We start from the raw sequence: 14,683 nt of genomic DNA on the forward strand, positions 1-14,683 counted from the left end.
GCTGTGTTCAAGCCGTGCAGATGTTTGGCACGGCTACCTTGGTGAACAGATGGGGCATGGCCAAGACACTTGAGGGGTAACGGCCCAGGGCGTTGGCGAAGTCCGGGTGATTGAAGGCTTCGCGGAAGCACTCCACCGATTCCCATACGGCGTAGTTCAGGAACATGCAGCTGCCACCGATGGCCTGGTGGAGCTGCGTGGAAATGTAACCGGCACGCTGTTTCATCCAGTTGGCATCCAGCTCCCAGGCATGCAGCAGGTCGGGGATATCGTCCTGGTCGACGGTGAACAGGTTGACCAGCACCACCGGCGATTCGCTGCACTGGAGTTGCTGGTGAAGGGGAACCACGGGATCAAGCGGGCGGATGGACAGCATGATGGTCTCCAGAATGTAAACATGATGACAATGTGGTGCGATGGGTGAAAACTAGCTCGATTGACATCATGGTGTCAATGTGGAAAAGTTCGCGGCATGAAAAAACCAAACCACACCCCCGCTGGACGCGCCATGACCGATCTGGTCCTCGAGCTCTTTCGAGCCAGTGCGCGGATGCTCACCGCAGGCGATCGCCTGGTGGCTGAGATAGGTCTCACCAGTGCCCGCTGGCAGCTGCTTGGCACGATCGTCGCTGCTGATCGGGCGCAGCCCGTCTCATGGATTGCCCGTGATATGGGCGCCAATCGGCAGAACGTTCAGCGGATCGTCAACGATCTGGTGAAGGATGGCCTGCTGGAGTTTCAGCCGAACCCGCACCACCGCCGGGCGCAACTGGTGCTGCTGACGGAGGCGGGAAAGGCGGCATTCGATCAGGCGTTGAAGCTGCAAGCACCCTGGATCAACGAGCTTGCCCAGGGGTTGGAAGTCGATGAGATCCAGACGACCCACCGTGTGCTGAACCAACTGCGCAACCGGCTTGAGCAAGACCAGGGCGAATGAGCCGGGCCGGCCTGAAGACGACCCTCCAACCTGACGGCGTTCTGCATTGGCCCTGTTCCCCGGTTGAACCTGTGCTTAGCGCCCGAGCTTTTCCATCGCCACATCGTCCAGGAAAGCCCCCTCGGTTTTTCATGGACGTGCCATTGCCGCCCATTGCACTATTGCGGCGGATTTTCAGTCCCCTCTCTCTCCGTCGAAGGCATATCCATCGACGGGCCCATGCCAAGGAAGTCATCAGATCCATGACCGTCAGCGAACTGCTTGTCGCCATCCGTAAACCCTATGTCGAGACCCTGGCGCGTATCGCCGCAGAAGGCGCCCCGCATGTTGAGCCGGCCTACCGCAACAGCGATGGTTCGCTGGCGGTTGAAGGAACCATGGCCACGCCTTGCCGGGTGGATGTGATTGCGGGCGAGGGGGCTTCGGCTGGCGAGCCGGTGCAGGTTGATTCCGAGTCCGAGCTGGCCTTTGAGCCGGTGCGCTTTGCGATTGAGCAGATGGCGGTGGGCATCTCGCCCTTTGGCTGGGACTGGTTACCGCTGGAGGTGCGGGGGGTGAGCCTGGAACAGGCTTGCGAGGTGATTCGCACGTGGTTCTTTGAATGGTTTGACGGCGAAGACCAGAACCCGTCGACCGAAGAAGGGCTGCAAGGGGTGGTGCATTTTGTGTCGGACCCGGAAGCAACCGAGGAGGGGTACAGGTTCAAGGTTGACTTGGGGTCGGTTCCAGCGGAAGCGCTGGAGGAACTGCTGTTTGCATTGGCCGATGCCGGCGCCACCGGAGCTTTCCTCGGATAAAGAGAGGGGGTGCCAAACGGCGACCCCACGACCGACCTGATATCGCCCACCTGCAACCGATCCCCTGTAGGAGCTGGCTTGCCAGCGAAGCTCGCCAACGATGACGCGCAGGCACCTTCTTACCGAGTGCAGTTGGGGGCGGCTGGTTTACATATCCGTTGCTGCGGGTGCGGCGGCTGGCGGTTTCGCTCTTACAGCGACTCACTTTTGAACATCCGGAATGCCGGCCCAGACAAAAGTAAGCAAAACGCTCCTGCCCCCGCATCCGGCGCCTCGCCTAGGCTCGGCGTTCCCTCGCTCCGGCATTGCTCCGGGGGCCCGCCGCCACAGGCCATCCATGGCCTGGGGCGGCTAGCTCGGCATCCATGCCGAGCTGCCCCCTACGCAACGCCTGCGCTCGGCCTCCTGAAGGGGCAGAAAGATCAAAAGCAAGATCAAGATCAAAAGCCCAAGCGCGTTGTACGCGCTTTCGTAGGAGCCGGCTTGCCGGCGAATTGGCCCGCAAGCCATCCATCGCCCTGGCTGACGCCTGCGTAATACCTGCGCTTGACCTTCTGAAGGGGCAGGAAGATCAAGAGCCAAAGTCCAAAGCAAAGCCAACACCGTCAACGGCGACCTCACTCTCAGAGCTTCATGCCCACCGCCAGCCGGTTAAAGGCATTCATCAACGACACAGCCAATGTCAGGTCGGAAATTTCAACCTCGCTAAAGTGCGCTTTCAGCGGTTCGTACAGCGCGTCCGGCGCGCCCTTGTCGTGGACATAGGTGAGGGTTTCGGTCCAGGCCAGGGCGGCGCGCTCGCGGTCGTTGAACAGTTCGCTGACGCGCCAGCCGGCGAGGCAATCCAGTTTGTCTTGCGCTACTCCACATTCGCGCAGGGTCTGTGAGTGCTTGCCCAGGCAGAACGAGCAGCCGTTGATCTGCGACACACGCAAATACACCAGTTCCAGCAAGGGCAGGCCCAGGGGGCTCGCGGCCAGGGCGGTGTTGGTGGCGAGCAGGCCTTGATAGGCGGCAGGCGACAAAGTGGCAAAGGGCAGTCTGAGTTGGCTCATGGTGAAACTCCGCTGTAGAAAAAAGTGATCAGGCGCAAACAAGGGGGGTGAACAGTGGCTGGGAGGACAGTGCGCTGCGTGCCTCGTCGAGGGTTGCACGCACCGCTTCGTCACCGAACACCAAGCCCTGCAGATAAGTGAACTGCAGGTCGAACAGGCCAAGGGTGTTCAGCACCTGGCGCAGGTAAGGCGTCAGAAAGTCTGGCTGCCGTGCCCGCGGGCCCTGGTGAAAGCCGCCGGAACTCACCAGCACATGCACCGGGCGGTCCTTGAGCAGGCCGACCTTGCCCTCCGGGCCGGAGCTGAAGGTGCGGTGAATGCGCAGCACGTAGTCGATCCACAGCTTGAGCGCCGCCGGTAGGGTGAAGTTGTGCATGGGCGTGGCAATCAGCAGCACATCGCAGCGCTCCAACTCACGAATCAGCCCTTCGGACACGTCGAACAGTGGCGCGTCGAAAGGCGTGGGGGTGGTCAGGGCGTGGGCGTAGTCCAGGCCCAGCGGTGGCAACGGCTGCGCCCCCAGATCACGCTCGACCAGTTCAAGCTGCGGATAGCGTTGGCGCAGGGAGCTCACCAGCTCCAGTGCCAGCCGATGCCCCTGGGAAACCTGGCCATGGGGGCTGGCGTTGATCAACAGAACAGTGTTCATACCGGCTCCCCACCCTGAAGTCGCTGGGTGAAGTGCATGCCCCGAGCCAGCAACCCCTGGCGGAAATAGAAGCGCTGGGCCAAGGGCATATGCAGGCCGGTATCCAGGACAAAGTGCTCGCATTGACGCTGTACGGCCTCATCCCGCACGGCGCTCAACAGCCGCGCTCCCAAGCCGCTGCGCTGGAGGTCTGGGCTCACCACCAAGTCATCGACGTAGATGAAACGCCCGTAGAGCAGGTTTTCCAGCTCGCGGTAACCCGCCAGGCCGACGATGCGCTCTGCGTCCCACGCGGCGAGCAAGCGGTAGCCCTGCTCGGTTTGCCGGGCCACTTGGGCGACATAGGCCGCCGGGCTGGTGAGGTGCGGGCGCAAGACACGCATCAAGTCGAAACTGGCCGCTAGGGCCGCCTCGTTATCGAGGTGTTGAAGGGTGTAGGGCATGTCCGTCATCCGCTGAAAAGAGATGACCCACTTTAAAAGGTCGATGGCTTAAGCTACAGGGCCAAAAAATGCATAAATGACTAGGCCATGATCCTTCCTTTCGAATTGGACCGCAGCCAGACGGCGCCGATCTATCGCCAGCTTTACCAGCGGTTTCGTGAGTCCATCGCCGATGGCCGTCTGCGTCCGGGGGACCGAGTGCCGGCGGTTCGCGCCTTGGCCGCGGAGCTCAACCTGGCGCGGGGCACCGTGGAAGCGGCTTACCAGCTGCTGATAGGCGAGGGCTACCTGATTGCTCGCGGGGCCGCCGGGACCATTGTCACCCCGCAACTGGCGCCGATTTGCGCGCCCGCACAGCGTGCCCCAGTGGCTGCAACGACCCACCAAGCCACCCATGCCGGCACCTCGCCCTTGGCACTGCAAATGGGCCTGCCAGCGCTGGATGCCTTTCCGCGCAAGCTCTGGACCCGCTTGGCGGGTCGGCAACTGCGCCAGGCGGGTGTCGAAGGCCTGGTCTACCCGGACGCGCGCGGCTACGCCCCGTTGCGGGCGGCCATTGCCTCCTACCTGGGGATTTCCCGGGGTATCACCTGCCATCCGGAGCAGATTTTCGTCTGCGCCGGCTACCGCGCCTGCCTCGACCTGATCAGCCACACGCTGATGCGCCCAGGCGCTACCTGCTGGCTGGAGGAGCCCGGCTACTTCATGGCCAGGAACGCACTGCTGGAAGCCGGCGCGCAGCTGGTGCCGGTGCCCGTGGACGATCAAGGCCTGGACGTCGCCCAAGGCATCGCCCGCGCGCCAGAGGCCGGCTTTGCCGTGGTCACCCCGACCCACCAGAGCCCGCTGGGGGTGTCGCTGTCCCTGCCGCGGCGCCTGGCCCTGCTGGACTGGGCCAACCGTCAAGGCAGTTGGATCATCGAGGACGATTACGACAGCGAATACCGCTACCAGGGCAAGCCCTTGCCGGCCCTCAAGAGCCTCGACCAGCAGGGCCGAGTGCTCTACACCGGCACCTTCAGCAAAGTCCTGTTTCCGGGGCTGCGCCTGGCCTACCTGGTGGTGCCCGCCGAACAGACCCCAGCGTTCGCCCGCCAGGCCGATCGTTTGCACAACCACTGCCCGCACCTGCTGCAGGCGACCGTCGCGGCCTTTCTCAACGAGGGGCACTTTGCCCGGCATCTGAACAAAATGCGGGGCCTGTATGCGCGTCGGCGGCAGTGGCTGGTGGAGGCTTTGCACCAGGCGTTGGGTGGGCGTTTGCAGATAGACCCGCAGGCCGGGGGCATGCATGTGGTGGCCGGGCTGGGGGAGGGGGACGATGTGCAGATTGCCCAGCGGGCTCGGGAGGTGGGGATTGCGGTGGAGCCGTTGTCGCAGTGGTATCTGGGGGAAGAGGTTAGGCAGGGGTTGGTGATGGGGTTTACCAATGTGGTCAGTGCGGAGCAGGCGGCGAGCTTGGCGCTGCGGTTGGCTCGGGTCATTGGGTGAGGAGGGGGCTGTGGCCGCTGAGGCTGGAGTCTTTCCTATGGCAGCCCCCACCATTTGGCCGGCCACACCCCCTGTGGCAAGGGAGCTTGCTCCCGCTGGGTTGCGCAGCAACCACAACCGCCCTCACATCGCTCGGCCTGCCCTCTGCAGCCGCTTTCAGCGCCCGAGCTTTTCCAGCGCGGCATCGGCCAGGAAAGACGACCGGCTCTTGATGTTGTGCTCGCGGACAAAGCGGTCGATTTGCTGGATGACATAACCCGGCAGGGTCACGTTGACCTTCTCGGTCTTGCCCAGATAAGGCGCGATATCGATATCCAGCATGCCCCAGCCCATGCCCTCGAAATCGGGGTTGGCGCGGTGCTTGCGGGTGGGAGAGGGCAGGGGAATGGCGTGCCCCGCTCGGGCCAGCTCTTCGAGCATGACGTGGGCAATCTCGATGGCCGCGCTGTAGGCGCTCTCGAAGCTGTCGCCGGCGGTGACTGCGCCGGGAATATCAGGAATCTGGATACCGGTGGCGGTGTGTTCGTCGCCCCATTCGATGCAGATGGGATATTGCACGGGGATCTCCTCAATAGGTGCGAAGGTGGTGGGAGCTAGATCAGTTCAGCCAGTTTTCTGATGGCCCTGACCGTACCCCGTGGCAGATCCTTCTTCGGGTGAGGCACCGGAACGGTGTTGGGCCTGTAAGGATGCTTGAACAGATGATGGCTTCCGGTGACTCGCTCCAGCACCCAGCCAGCGGCTTCAAGCTCCTTGATCAACTGTCTGTTTTGCACCTCCATCTCCTTATCGGGGTGAGAAGTGCTTTATAACTCCAGGCGCATAGTAACGCAGGTTGAATTGTGTGTCTGGAGTTATGTGTCGGGACATGTCGTTTAGCGAGCAGGGGGCCTGTTGTGATGGGCCTGAACGATGACGCGGGGTTACCTTCGACGCTGTACTTTGGGGGATATATCCGTTGCTGCGGTTACGGCCGCTGGCGGCTTCGTCCTTACGGCGAGGGGCTGTGTACATATCCGTTACTGCGGGTGCCGCTACTGGCGGTTTCGCTCTTACAGCGAGTCCCTTTTGGCAGTCGCCCCAAAAGGAACCAAAAGGTCTTGCCCCCGCATCCGGCACCTCGCTAAGGCTCGGCGTTCCCTCTCTCCGGCATTGCTCCGGGGGCACGCCGCCACAGGCCATCCATGGCCTGGGGCGGCTAGCTCGGCATCCATGCCGAGCTGCCCCCTACGCAACGCCTGCGTTCGGCCTCCTGAAGGGGCAGGCAGATCAAAAGCCAAAGCAAGATCAAAGGCCAAAGCCAAAGCCGATCAACGGCTGGGGCAAAGCCAAGCGCGTTTTACGCGCTGGTTGAGTTCAATGGCGTTCAGCGCTCTTGCGCTGTTTGCCACTGAATCACCTCCAGCACCGCGCAACCTTCCCGGGTGAGCAAATGCAACCCTCGGGTGACCCGCATCAGATCGCAGTCGGCAATGTCTTTCAGGTTAAGTGTGGACAGCGTGTCCATCAGATCCCGCACCACGGTGAAACGATGGGCCGCACTGCTGGTCAGGTCGTTCAGGAAGGCTTGGGTATCGACGGCGGTAAAGCGTGAGAGTGTCTGGTCAACCCGGTCACATGCAACGCAAAAGGGTGTTTAGGTAGTGTGCAGTTTCCCACTAAAGCGCCGGAAGCCGGTCCAACGCACAATTGCGGTCGATTTTCGACGCATTGGCCATGGGGACGCGTGCGCCCGAGTCGACATTGAATATGTCAATGTAACAACCGCTCAGCGCGCCCGGGTTGTCGACAATTCCTCCTTTGATTACGTAACGTGCGCCCGGCGTAAATTCGCTGACGAACGCTACGTTGCACGAGCGATTGGCGTTGGCCATGCCGCGCATTATCAGGTGCAGCGGCTTGCCGGCTTCAATCGGGAAAAAGCCTTCTGGTGTCGATACGTTCTTGTAAACGGAAACCAGTTGCCGTCCCTGTCCACCCTGCCCAGTCGCCACGGTTCTGCCGTATTTGCAACTGATGGCAGGCGCTTCGACCAAAGACACGTGGTTTCGATGATTCTCCATCGACACCAATTCGCTGCGGATAAGTGCCTGAGGCGCCCCTGCAGGCACAAGGTATTTCGGCACTGGGGCACAGCCTGCAAGCAGCAGAATTGAACACAGGTAAAGAGGTTTCATAATTTACTTATTGATGTGGGAACAGATCGGCATCAGACACCTCCATCCAGCGAGCATTCTCGCCTAATTGAGTGTCCGGCTTCATTAGACGACTACAGTCAGGGCTAAGGCGGCGTACGTGCGTCGGCCAGTATTTTCAAGCCGCACTCCGCTTCAACGTTGCCAGCAGGCCGCGAAACGCTTGCACACCTCAAAGCGCTGATCCAGATCGGCCATGCGTGCCTGATGTGCGCTCAGCGTTTCCTTCAGCAGTGCTTGCTGGGCTCGGTAGTAGTACTCCAGCATTTCATTATTGGTCGACATTGCCTTGCTACGGTCGGCCGCTTCGCTGTCGGGTAGCAGTTCCTTGATCGCCGGGGTGTCGAGCAGGCCCAGGCGGTTGGTGTAGTAATCCTTGTACAACTGCAATGAACGGGCCTTGGTGCCACTCATCTCTTTGGCGAACTGCTCCAGGTTCTGCTGATATTCAGTCCAATAGGCATCGGGCAGGCTGAAGTCGAGGCGCCGTTTGCGTTCCGCTATGGATTTGTCGAGCAGTGTTTTCTGGACCGAAGGGGAATCCTCGGCGTCGGGCTTCATTTTCGCGATGACACTCGCGTCGACGATCTGCGCGATCAGCGCTGCACGCTCCGCTGACTGCGGTTGTGCTTCGGTGGGCTTGGGGAAAATAGGGTTGTGGCCGGCGCAGGCGGGCAGGCCTTTCTTGGTCAGCACGATCGGCGAACGCACAGTCTTGCCATTGATCTGGCGCAGACGGCTAAGGGTGACCTGGCAAGTGCGACCTACTTGGCGGAAGTCCGCTTCGTACTCGCCGCCGCTCTGCGGGGTGAAGTTGAACCCCACGGTGCACACGCTGCCGGTGCTCAAGGTATTGGCTCGCGCGAATAGCTCATGGCCCGGTTGCAGCCGCACTTCCAAGTAGGCCTTGGCATCCTCGGGTGCAGCGGCACTCATGGCTGCCCGTCGCCGGGTATTGGCGCTGAACAGGTTATTGAGCAGCCCCGTGGTTTGGCCGCCGCAGTGTTCGGCATCGAACAAGTCGAGCGTCGAGCTGTCACTGCTGCTGATAAAGCGCAGCTTCGCCGCATCGGGTGCACTGGCGTCCGGGTAGGTGCCATTGAAACTGCACCCGCCAAGTACCAGCGCGGCAATGCTTACAGCGCCACGCACGCGCCATTGGGAAAAACACAACATGTTGATAGATCGTCCTTGATGCACGAGTGGGCGAAAGGCCATCATGCTAAAGAAGGCAGTCGCCGCCGTCCAGCGCGCCTGTCGTCCCTGAATTTTCTGGGGATTTTCTTTGTCTCCCACCGAGGTAGCGGAATGTTTGGCTCGCGCAACATCTTTGCAATTGGCCTGATCGGATTACTGGCCGGTTGTTCGTCAATGCCAGCTGAAATGGCGTTGAATTCGCCTGTTTACAACGCGCAAAACGCGGGTCTAGTGGTCGGCGCGCTGCTGGAAGGCGGCCCCTACGGAACCTACCTTGAGTTTCGCGATATCAAGAGCGGCAAGACTTATGGCTGGGGACCCAAGGATGACTACTCGGCATGGTTACCTGCCGGTGACTATGAAGTGAGCCGCCTGGGTCACCGTCGCGGGGTCATGGGGGCTTACTCCAAACCGCTGCGTTTCACCGTCACCCAAGGGCAGCTCAATTACCTTGGCGAGATGGTCTACGGCTGCTCGGCCGTCGCGCAACCGGCTGCGGTGTACGGTGTATTGAATTGCGGGGTCCTCGCGCTTGGCGAATGTACCGTCCCTAGCCCTAACGTGAACGTATGCGTGGTGGATCGCCAGGATCAAGCGATCAGGCATTTTTTGCAGCAACATCCCGAGCAAGCCCCTTTGCCCGTGCGTAACGCGGTCATGTCGGCAGCAGCCTCTGGATCGAGTGTCCGCTTTCCTTAGGCTTTGTACGAAAAGCCTTGGTGCTCGGTGATGCTGCGTTACTTTCGATACTCATGCGCATAGCTGCAAATAGGGTCCTGGTTATGGGCCCATAGTTTCAAGGGGCGAGGGTAGTTGATGAGTACAGTGTCGCGGTTGAATGAGCTGCTTGTTGATCACTGCTTCTCATCATTCGAAACCTGTAGCCGGTGTCGAGCGCAGTGAGGCTGCGCACGAGGACGCAGTCCTCGCCAAACCTGCCGATGCTTTTCACCTGGCTGCATACGGTTCTGTGGACATATCCGTTGCTGCGGTTACGGCCACTTATGGTTTCGCTCTTACAGCGAGTCACTTTGGAAAAGCCGGAATGCCGGCCCAGCCCAAAGTAACCAAAGGGCTCCTGCCCCTCCACTCGGTGCCTCGCCTAGGCTCGGCATGCCCGAACTCCGGCATTGATCCGTGGGCCGCCGCCACAGGCCATCCATGGCCTGGGGCGGCTAACCCGGCGTCCTGCCGGGTTACCCACGGCTCAATGCCTGCGTTCGGCCATCGTGGTTAACGGGGCAGGAAGATCAAAAGCCAAAGCCAAAGCCAAAGCCAGATCAAAGGCCAAAGCAAAACCAAGCGCGTTTTACGCGCTTGTTGAGTTCAATGGCGTTCAGGCCTCTTGCTCTGTTCGCCACTGAATCACCTCCAGCACCGCGCAACCCTCCCGGGTGAGCAGATGCACCCCTCGGGTGACCCGCGTCAGGTCGCAGTCGGCAATGTCTTTCAGGTTAAGGGTGGACAGCGTGTCCATCAGATCCCGCACCACGGTGAAACGATGGGCCGCACTGCTGGCCAGATCGCTCAGAGAGGCTTGGGTGTCGAGGTAGAAAACGGCTTGGTTGGTGTCGTGGGTGTCGACGGCGGTAAAACGCGAGAGTGGCTGGTCAATCATCGGTACAGCTCCTGTTTATGGAGCAATCACCTGAGTTGCCGACGACGAAGAAAATGACTGCTGTGCGCGCCTATGACGACCGGAGAACCATCGCGCACAGCCGTCATAATATCCTGTCGCGGGCACCGGAAAGGCGACTGCAAAGGTGTTGTGGACGCTGATGCTGCGTTGTAATTCGACCGGCCAAGGTCGTCGCGGATTTTGCTGCGAGGGAACAACTATAGGGGCGGGGAGTGGGGGCGGCAACGGTGTGTTGGAGGGGATGTTTGAGTGGGTGTGTCTAGCTGCAGCAGTGGCTGCGGTAAGGATGTAAAGAGGCTTTAAATCGTGTTCTGTTTTTTCAGGCAGGTATCAGAGACAGCTATCAGCCAATAGCGGACTATGGCATCCGTCTGCCGCACTCGAGCTCCAACCATTTCGCTGTAAGCATCTAGTTGAATCAACACCCTGCATTAGTGCAACACCGTGCTCCTGCATGCAAAGGACGCAAGCAGAGCCAATGGATTTGTTCGGCTTTTTGGCAAAAATGTGTGGTAATGCTGCAATTTAGGATATTTCGTCAGGAGGACATGTGGTTTGTCATTTTTTGCGCGGCATCCGTAACCGTGTTCGGGGCATCTTCTGTTCTGAACAGGCGCCAGCCAAGGAATCGTGGAAGCTGGTCCCCCTTACCCCTGAGTACATGGCAGAAGAGCATGGCGGCTATGTCGCCGCTATCGAAGCCGCCTTCGCTAAGAATCAGATCCGCAACATAGCGTTGTCCGGCAACTACGGGGTCGGTAAGAGCAGTATCATGCGGGAAGTCGCTCAGCGGCAGGGTAATCGTATCGTAGAGTTATCGCTCTCGACGCTTGCACCTATCGAAGCTTCCCAGCTTGATAATTCAGTACCTATCCAGGCCACAACCCCGACCAACCGCATCCAGCAGGAGATTGTCAAGCAGCTGCTCTACCGGGAATATCCGAGTAGAACCCCTGGCTCACGGTTTCGTCGTATTGAAGGTTTCCGATGGTGGCGGGCGATTGGAACGTCGGTGCTGCTGGGGTTTGTCGTTGCTGTAATTTTCCTGCTGACTGGATGGACGATGAAGATTGCTTCTGTGTTCACGCCATATGTGGTTATTGGTGTTTGGGCTCACCCTGTCATTTGGAGCGCTGCGGCGCTGATTACCCTGCTGGTGAGCTGGTTATTCTATGGAAAACTGCATATCAAGCAGTTCTCTGCAGGGTCTGCAACCGTCACGCTCAATGAAAGCTCCGTCTCGTACTTTGATCAATACCTCGATGAGATCGTCTACTTCTTTGAGGTCTCAGACCGCGATGTTGTTCTCTTCGAGGACATCGACCGGTTCGACGACTCTCATATTTTCGAGACGCTTCGGGCGCTGAACACTTTGCTCAACGCCTCGCCCCAGATCAAGAAACCAATCCGATTCATCTATGCCATTAAAGACAGCATCTTCGATCGCATCGGCCTGGAGATAGAAGGTCGCAGGCGTAATACAGAAGTGCTCACGACGGACGATCCGGCACAGGCCGAGGCTATACGCGCCAACCGCACGAAATTCTTCGATCTGGTCATCCCGGTGGTCCCCTTTATTACGCACCGGAGCGCTCGTAACTTGGCACTAAAGCTACTTGGTCAAGTCGAGCACCAGGTAGCTCCGGAGCTACTCGACTTAGCGACGCAGTACGTACCGGATATGCGGTTGCTCAAGAACGTCCGTAACGAATTCATCGTTTTCCGCGACCGGATCTTCTCCGGCGAAGGCAAGCAGCTCAACCTGAATGAGACTGACCTCTTTGCGATGATGCTCTACAAGAGCACGCACCTAGCAGACTTCGAGGCTATCCGGCTCGGCCATAGCAAGCTGGACATACTCTACAAGCTCAGCCGTGAACTGGTGACTGAGAACATCAAGCGAATCGAGGGCGAGCTTCGCGTGCTTCGTCAGCAGATCACACGGATCAACGGGGCTGCCACTCGCAGTACTCAGTTGGGCAAGAGTTTGCTGGCGCACGTGCAGCGGACAGCTCAGGCTGTGGGCTACCAGGCTCAGAATGTAAAGTACTCGCTCGCGGGCGTAGAGATGTCGCCGGATGACCTCAAGGGAGCGCAGTTCTGGACAAACTTCGTCTCGCTAGACGGAGACTCGGCACTTCAATGGCGCAACTACTTCCGTGAGACGCTATCTTTCAATCGTGACAACCTTGTAGCTGCGCTTGGTGATCCGCTGGACGCCGAGAGCTGGAACGAAGCGGATCGTGAGGCACTCACTGGGCAAATCGATGAGAAGATGGAGGGCATCAAGTTCCTGCGTAGCGCTGATCTTGGTGATCTCGTCAAACGACCGGAGTTCTTCGTCCAGTACAGGGAGAGCAAGCAGTGCTTCGAGGAAGTCGCGAAACTCATCCTAAAGCCGGGCTTGGCGTACCAGATCGTCCGCGCCGGGTATATCAACCGCAACTTCACGCTTTACACGTCAACCTTCCACGGGGATCGCGTCGGTTCCGCTGCTACAAACTTCATCATCCACCACGTCGAGCGAGACCTGATGGACGAACACTTCGAGCTTGCTCCGGAGGACGTAGACGCTGTTGTCCGCGAACGAGGCAAGAGCGCGTTGAAGGAGGCTGCACTTTACAACATCGATATCCTAGATCGTCTTCTGGACACCGATTTCGACGCGGCCGACATCATGATCGGCTCCCTGGTTGGCCTCGGGGAGCGTCAGGCGAGTTTTCTGCAGGCGTACCTTACCGCAGGGAGCGAGCGCCTAACGCTCATCGAACGGTTCACGGTCGCGTCCACACGAGTGCTCACCTATCTCGTGAGTCAGGCTGACCTGGACGACGCTTCACGGTTAGAGCTGGTGGATGTGGCGCTAGCATGCCTTACGCCTTCAAAGCAGCGGACAGACTCTGTGGTGTCGTTGTACCTGTCTGCGCACTACGCTGAGTTCGCGGCGCTTACGTCTAACTCGACCTTGCCGGCACTGGCCGAACGTATTGGTGTGCTCTTCGAAGATGCTGGCATTATCGTGCCTCGTCTGGAACCACTGGGCCAGCAAACTCGTACGTCGTTTGTGTCACGCAATTTGTATGAGATCACGTACCAGAACCTCGCGATTGCCATAGACAATACAGCGACCGTGGCGCTCGACGTCATCCGGGATCGGAGCGAGACGGTATATGACTATGTGCTCAGGAATTTGACTAAGTACTTGGATGCTATCGATGGTACTTCCGCGACGATAGATGCGAACGAGCACTTCCTCGCGGTGATCGAAGATTTGCTCTCACTAGAAGAACCTCGTCTTAGTGAAGTGATTGAGCGTGCAGCTCTAGATTGTGAGGTTACAGATCTCACAGAGGTGTCTGACGGCGCGTGGCCAGCCTTGGCCGAATATAGGCGTTTCCCAGCAACACTCAGCAACGTTAGCAAATACGTCGCGGCTCGCGGGGAGGTCGATGCGCAACTGGCGAAAATCCTGACGGCCACTGCTGAGATCACTGATACCAACACCGCTAACGAGGAGTCGAAAACGGAGTTGGCGGTCGCGATACTGGCGGCAGCGGATTACGTCCCATCCGCAGTACTACGTACGAAGCTAGTCGAGAGCTTGAGCCTGGAAAACTACCTCGTTGTTGACAAAATCTCGGCAGAAGTTGGCGACCTCTTCGCGCAGTTGCTCAAATGCAACATCATTGCGGATGACGCAGCGTCCTATGAGCACCTTGCAGGCACGGATTGGCCGGCGCGCAAAGCGTTTATACGAGAGTCTCGGAGGTTTTCGAGCTACATGACTCCGGCGTTGTTGGGGGGGGACCTGGCGGCGCTTCTGGCAAGCGGTGAGATTGATTCGACGATCAAAAATGTGGTTGTCGAGCAAGCTGCGAAGTATGCGGAGGTGGCCGATTCTCGAGGGCTGAACGAACTGGCACGATTCGCTACCAAATCCGGGCGTGAACTCTCGCCCGATGTTATACAAAAGATGGCGCAAGAAAAAATCTCAGCACAGCAGATCTTACTGCTACTAGAGCCACACCTAGATGTGATCAGTCGTGACCTACTCTTCACTACTCTGCAAGCACTTGACGGTGATTACCCTGGGCTCACTGAGGTGGGCCGCAGTAAGTTACGAGTGCCGAATACGCTTGCTGATCGTGCGCTCTTGGAACGTCTTAAACGGGAAATGACCGTCAGCACCTACGACGATAGTAAGGTAATGATTGAGGTAAATAGGAAGCGTAAGCGAGACTAAGCTACTGGAGTTACTCCAGTACGAAGATGGCTAGCGC

At 59.0% G+C, this 14,683-nt stretch carries 15 protein-coding genes; 5 read left to right on the top strand and 10 right to left on the bottom strand.

The annotated features are described in order from the left end of the window. Window positions 1–7: 7 nt before the first annotated feature. Window positions 8–376 (bottom strand): antibiotic biosynthesis monooxygenase family protein, encoded by a 369-nt coding sequence (locus tag ACSSVC_RS15045; protein WP_346631610.1) that lies wholly within the window; start codon window positions 374–376, stop codon window positions 8–10. Window positions 377–508: 132 nt separating this feature from the next. Between ACSSVC_RS15045 and ACSSVC_RS15050 the strand changes: the two genes are divergently transcribed. Continuing rightward, on the top strand, window positions 509–937 hold the full coding sequence (locus ACSSVC_RS15050; RefSeq protein WP_346631609.1) for a MarR family winged helix-turn-helix transcriptional regulator: 429 nt from the start codon (window positions 509–511) through the stop codon (window positions 935–937). 242 nt (window positions 938–1,179) lie between these two features. Next, a complete protein-coding gene (locus ACSSVC_RS15055; RefSeq protein ID WP_492612466.1) occupies window positions 1,180–1,734 on the top strand; it encodes a hypothetical protein in 555 nt (184 codons plus the stop codon). 623 nt (window positions 1,735–2,357) lie between these two features. On the opposite strand, the gene ACSSVC_RS15060 is transcribed toward ACSSVC_RS15055, so the two are convergent. From ACSSVC_RS15060 to ACSSVC_RS15070, 3 genes are read right to left on the bottom strand one after another with little or no spacing between them, the layout of a single operon-like run. Continuing rightward, window positions 2,358–2,789, bottom strand: a complete 432-nt coding sequence (locus ACSSVC_RS15060) for a carboxymuconolactone decarboxylase family protein (protein WP_346631607.1) — start codon at window positions 2,787–2,789, stop codon at window positions 2,358–2,360. Window positions 2,790–2,817: 28 nt separating this feature from the next. Continuing rightward, window positions 2,818–3,438 carry an FMN-dependent NADH-azoreductase gene (locus ACSSVC_RS15065; protein ID WP_346631606.1) on the bottom strand — a complete coding sequence of 207 codons (621 nt, stop codon included), beginning with the start codon at window positions 3,436–3,438 and terminating at the stop codon, window positions 2,818–2,820. Next, window positions 3,435–3,881, bottom strand: a complete 447-nt coding sequence (locus ACSSVC_RS15070) for a GNAT family N-acetyltransferase (protein ID WP_346631605.1) — start codon at window positions 3,879–3,881, stop codon at window positions 3,435–3,437. The genes ACSSVC_RS15065 and ACSSVC_RS15070 overlap by 4 nt, the downstream gene beginning before the upstream one ends. An 87-nt stretch (window positions 3,882–3,968) precedes the next feature. Here ACSSVC_RS15070 and pdxR point away from each other — a divergent pair, with 87 nt between their 5' ends. Beyond that, window positions 3,969–5,372, top strand: coding sequence for a MocR-like pyridoxine biosynthesis transcription factor PdxR (gene pdxR, locus ACSSVC_RS15075; protein WP_492612467.1), 1,404 nt, complete (start codon window positions 3,969–3,971; stop codon window positions 5,370–5,372). 156 nt (window positions 5,373–5,528) lie between these two features. On the opposite strand, the gene ACSSVC_RS15080 is transcribed toward pdxR, so the two are convergent. The 5 genes from ACSSVC_RS15080 to ACSSVC_RS15100 all read right to left on the bottom strand — a co-directional run bounded on the left by ACSSVC_RS15080 (window position 5,529) and on the right by ACSSVC_RS15100 (window position 8,743). Then, window positions 5,529–5,930 (bottom strand): type II toxin-antitoxin system HicB family antitoxin, encoded by a 402-nt coding sequence (locus ACSSVC_RS15080; RefSeq protein WP_015634980.1) that lies wholly within the window; start codon window positions 5,928–5,930, stop codon window positions 5,529–5,531. Between the two features lie 35 nt (window positions 5,931–5,965). Next, the gene (locus ACSSVC_RS15085; protein WP_492612468.1) at window positions 5,966–6,148 is read right to left on the bottom strand and encodes a type II toxin-antitoxin system HicA family toxin; all 183 of its coding nucleotides are present in this window, start codon (window positions 6,146–6,148) and stop codon (window positions 5,966–5,968) included. 590 nt (window positions 6,149–6,738) lie between these two features. After that, complete coding sequence (locus tag ACSSVC_RS15090; protein WP_375379733.1) at window positions 6,739–6,933, bottom strand: hypothetical protein; 195 nt, start codon at window positions 6,931–6,933, stop codon at window positions 6,739–6,741. Window positions 6,934–7,030: 97 nt separating this feature from the next. After that, entirely contained in the window at window positions 7,031–7,549 is a 519-nt protein-coding gene (locus ACSSVC_RS15095) for a hypothetical protein (RefSeq protein ID WP_311168195.1), read from the bottom strand. A 153-nt stretch (window positions 7,550–7,702) separates the two neighbouring features. Next, window positions 7,703–8,743 (bottom strand): hypothetical protein, encoded by a 1,041-nt coding sequence (locus ACSSVC_RS15100; RefSeq protein WP_404939132.1) that lies wholly within the window; start codon window positions 8,741–8,743, stop codon window positions 7,703–7,705. Window positions 8,744–8,761: 18 nt separating this feature from the next. On the opposite strand from ACSSVC_RS15100, the gene ACSSVC_RS15105 reads away from it, so the two are divergent. Continuing rightward, window positions 8,762–9,463, top strand: a complete 702-nt coding sequence (locus tag ACSSVC_RS15105; protein WP_492612469.1) for a hypothetical protein — start codon at window positions 8,762–8,764, stop codon at window positions 9,461–9,463. Between the two features lie 637 nt (window positions 9,464–10,100). Here ACSSVC_RS15105 and ACSSVC_RS15110 read toward each other — a convergent pair. After that, window positions 10,101–10,382 carry a hypothetical protein gene (locus tag ACSSVC_RS15110; RefSeq protein ID WP_492612470.1) on the bottom strand — a complete coding sequence of 94 codons (282 nt, stop codon included), beginning with the start codon at window positions 10,380–10,382 and terminating at the stop codon, window positions 10,101–10,103. Between the two features lie 571 nt (window positions 10,383–10,953). Between ACSSVC_RS15110 and ACSSVC_RS15115 the strand changes: the two genes are divergently transcribed. Further along, a complete protein-coding gene (locus tag ACSSVC_RS15115) occupies window positions 10,954–14,646 on the top strand; it encodes a YobI family P-loop NTPase (protein ID WP_492612471.1) in 3,693 nt (1,230 codons plus the stop codon). Window positions 14,647–14,683: the final 37 nt, after the last annotated feature.

This window comes from Pseudomonas sp. E1BtOHC1, from assembly GCF_058744285.1.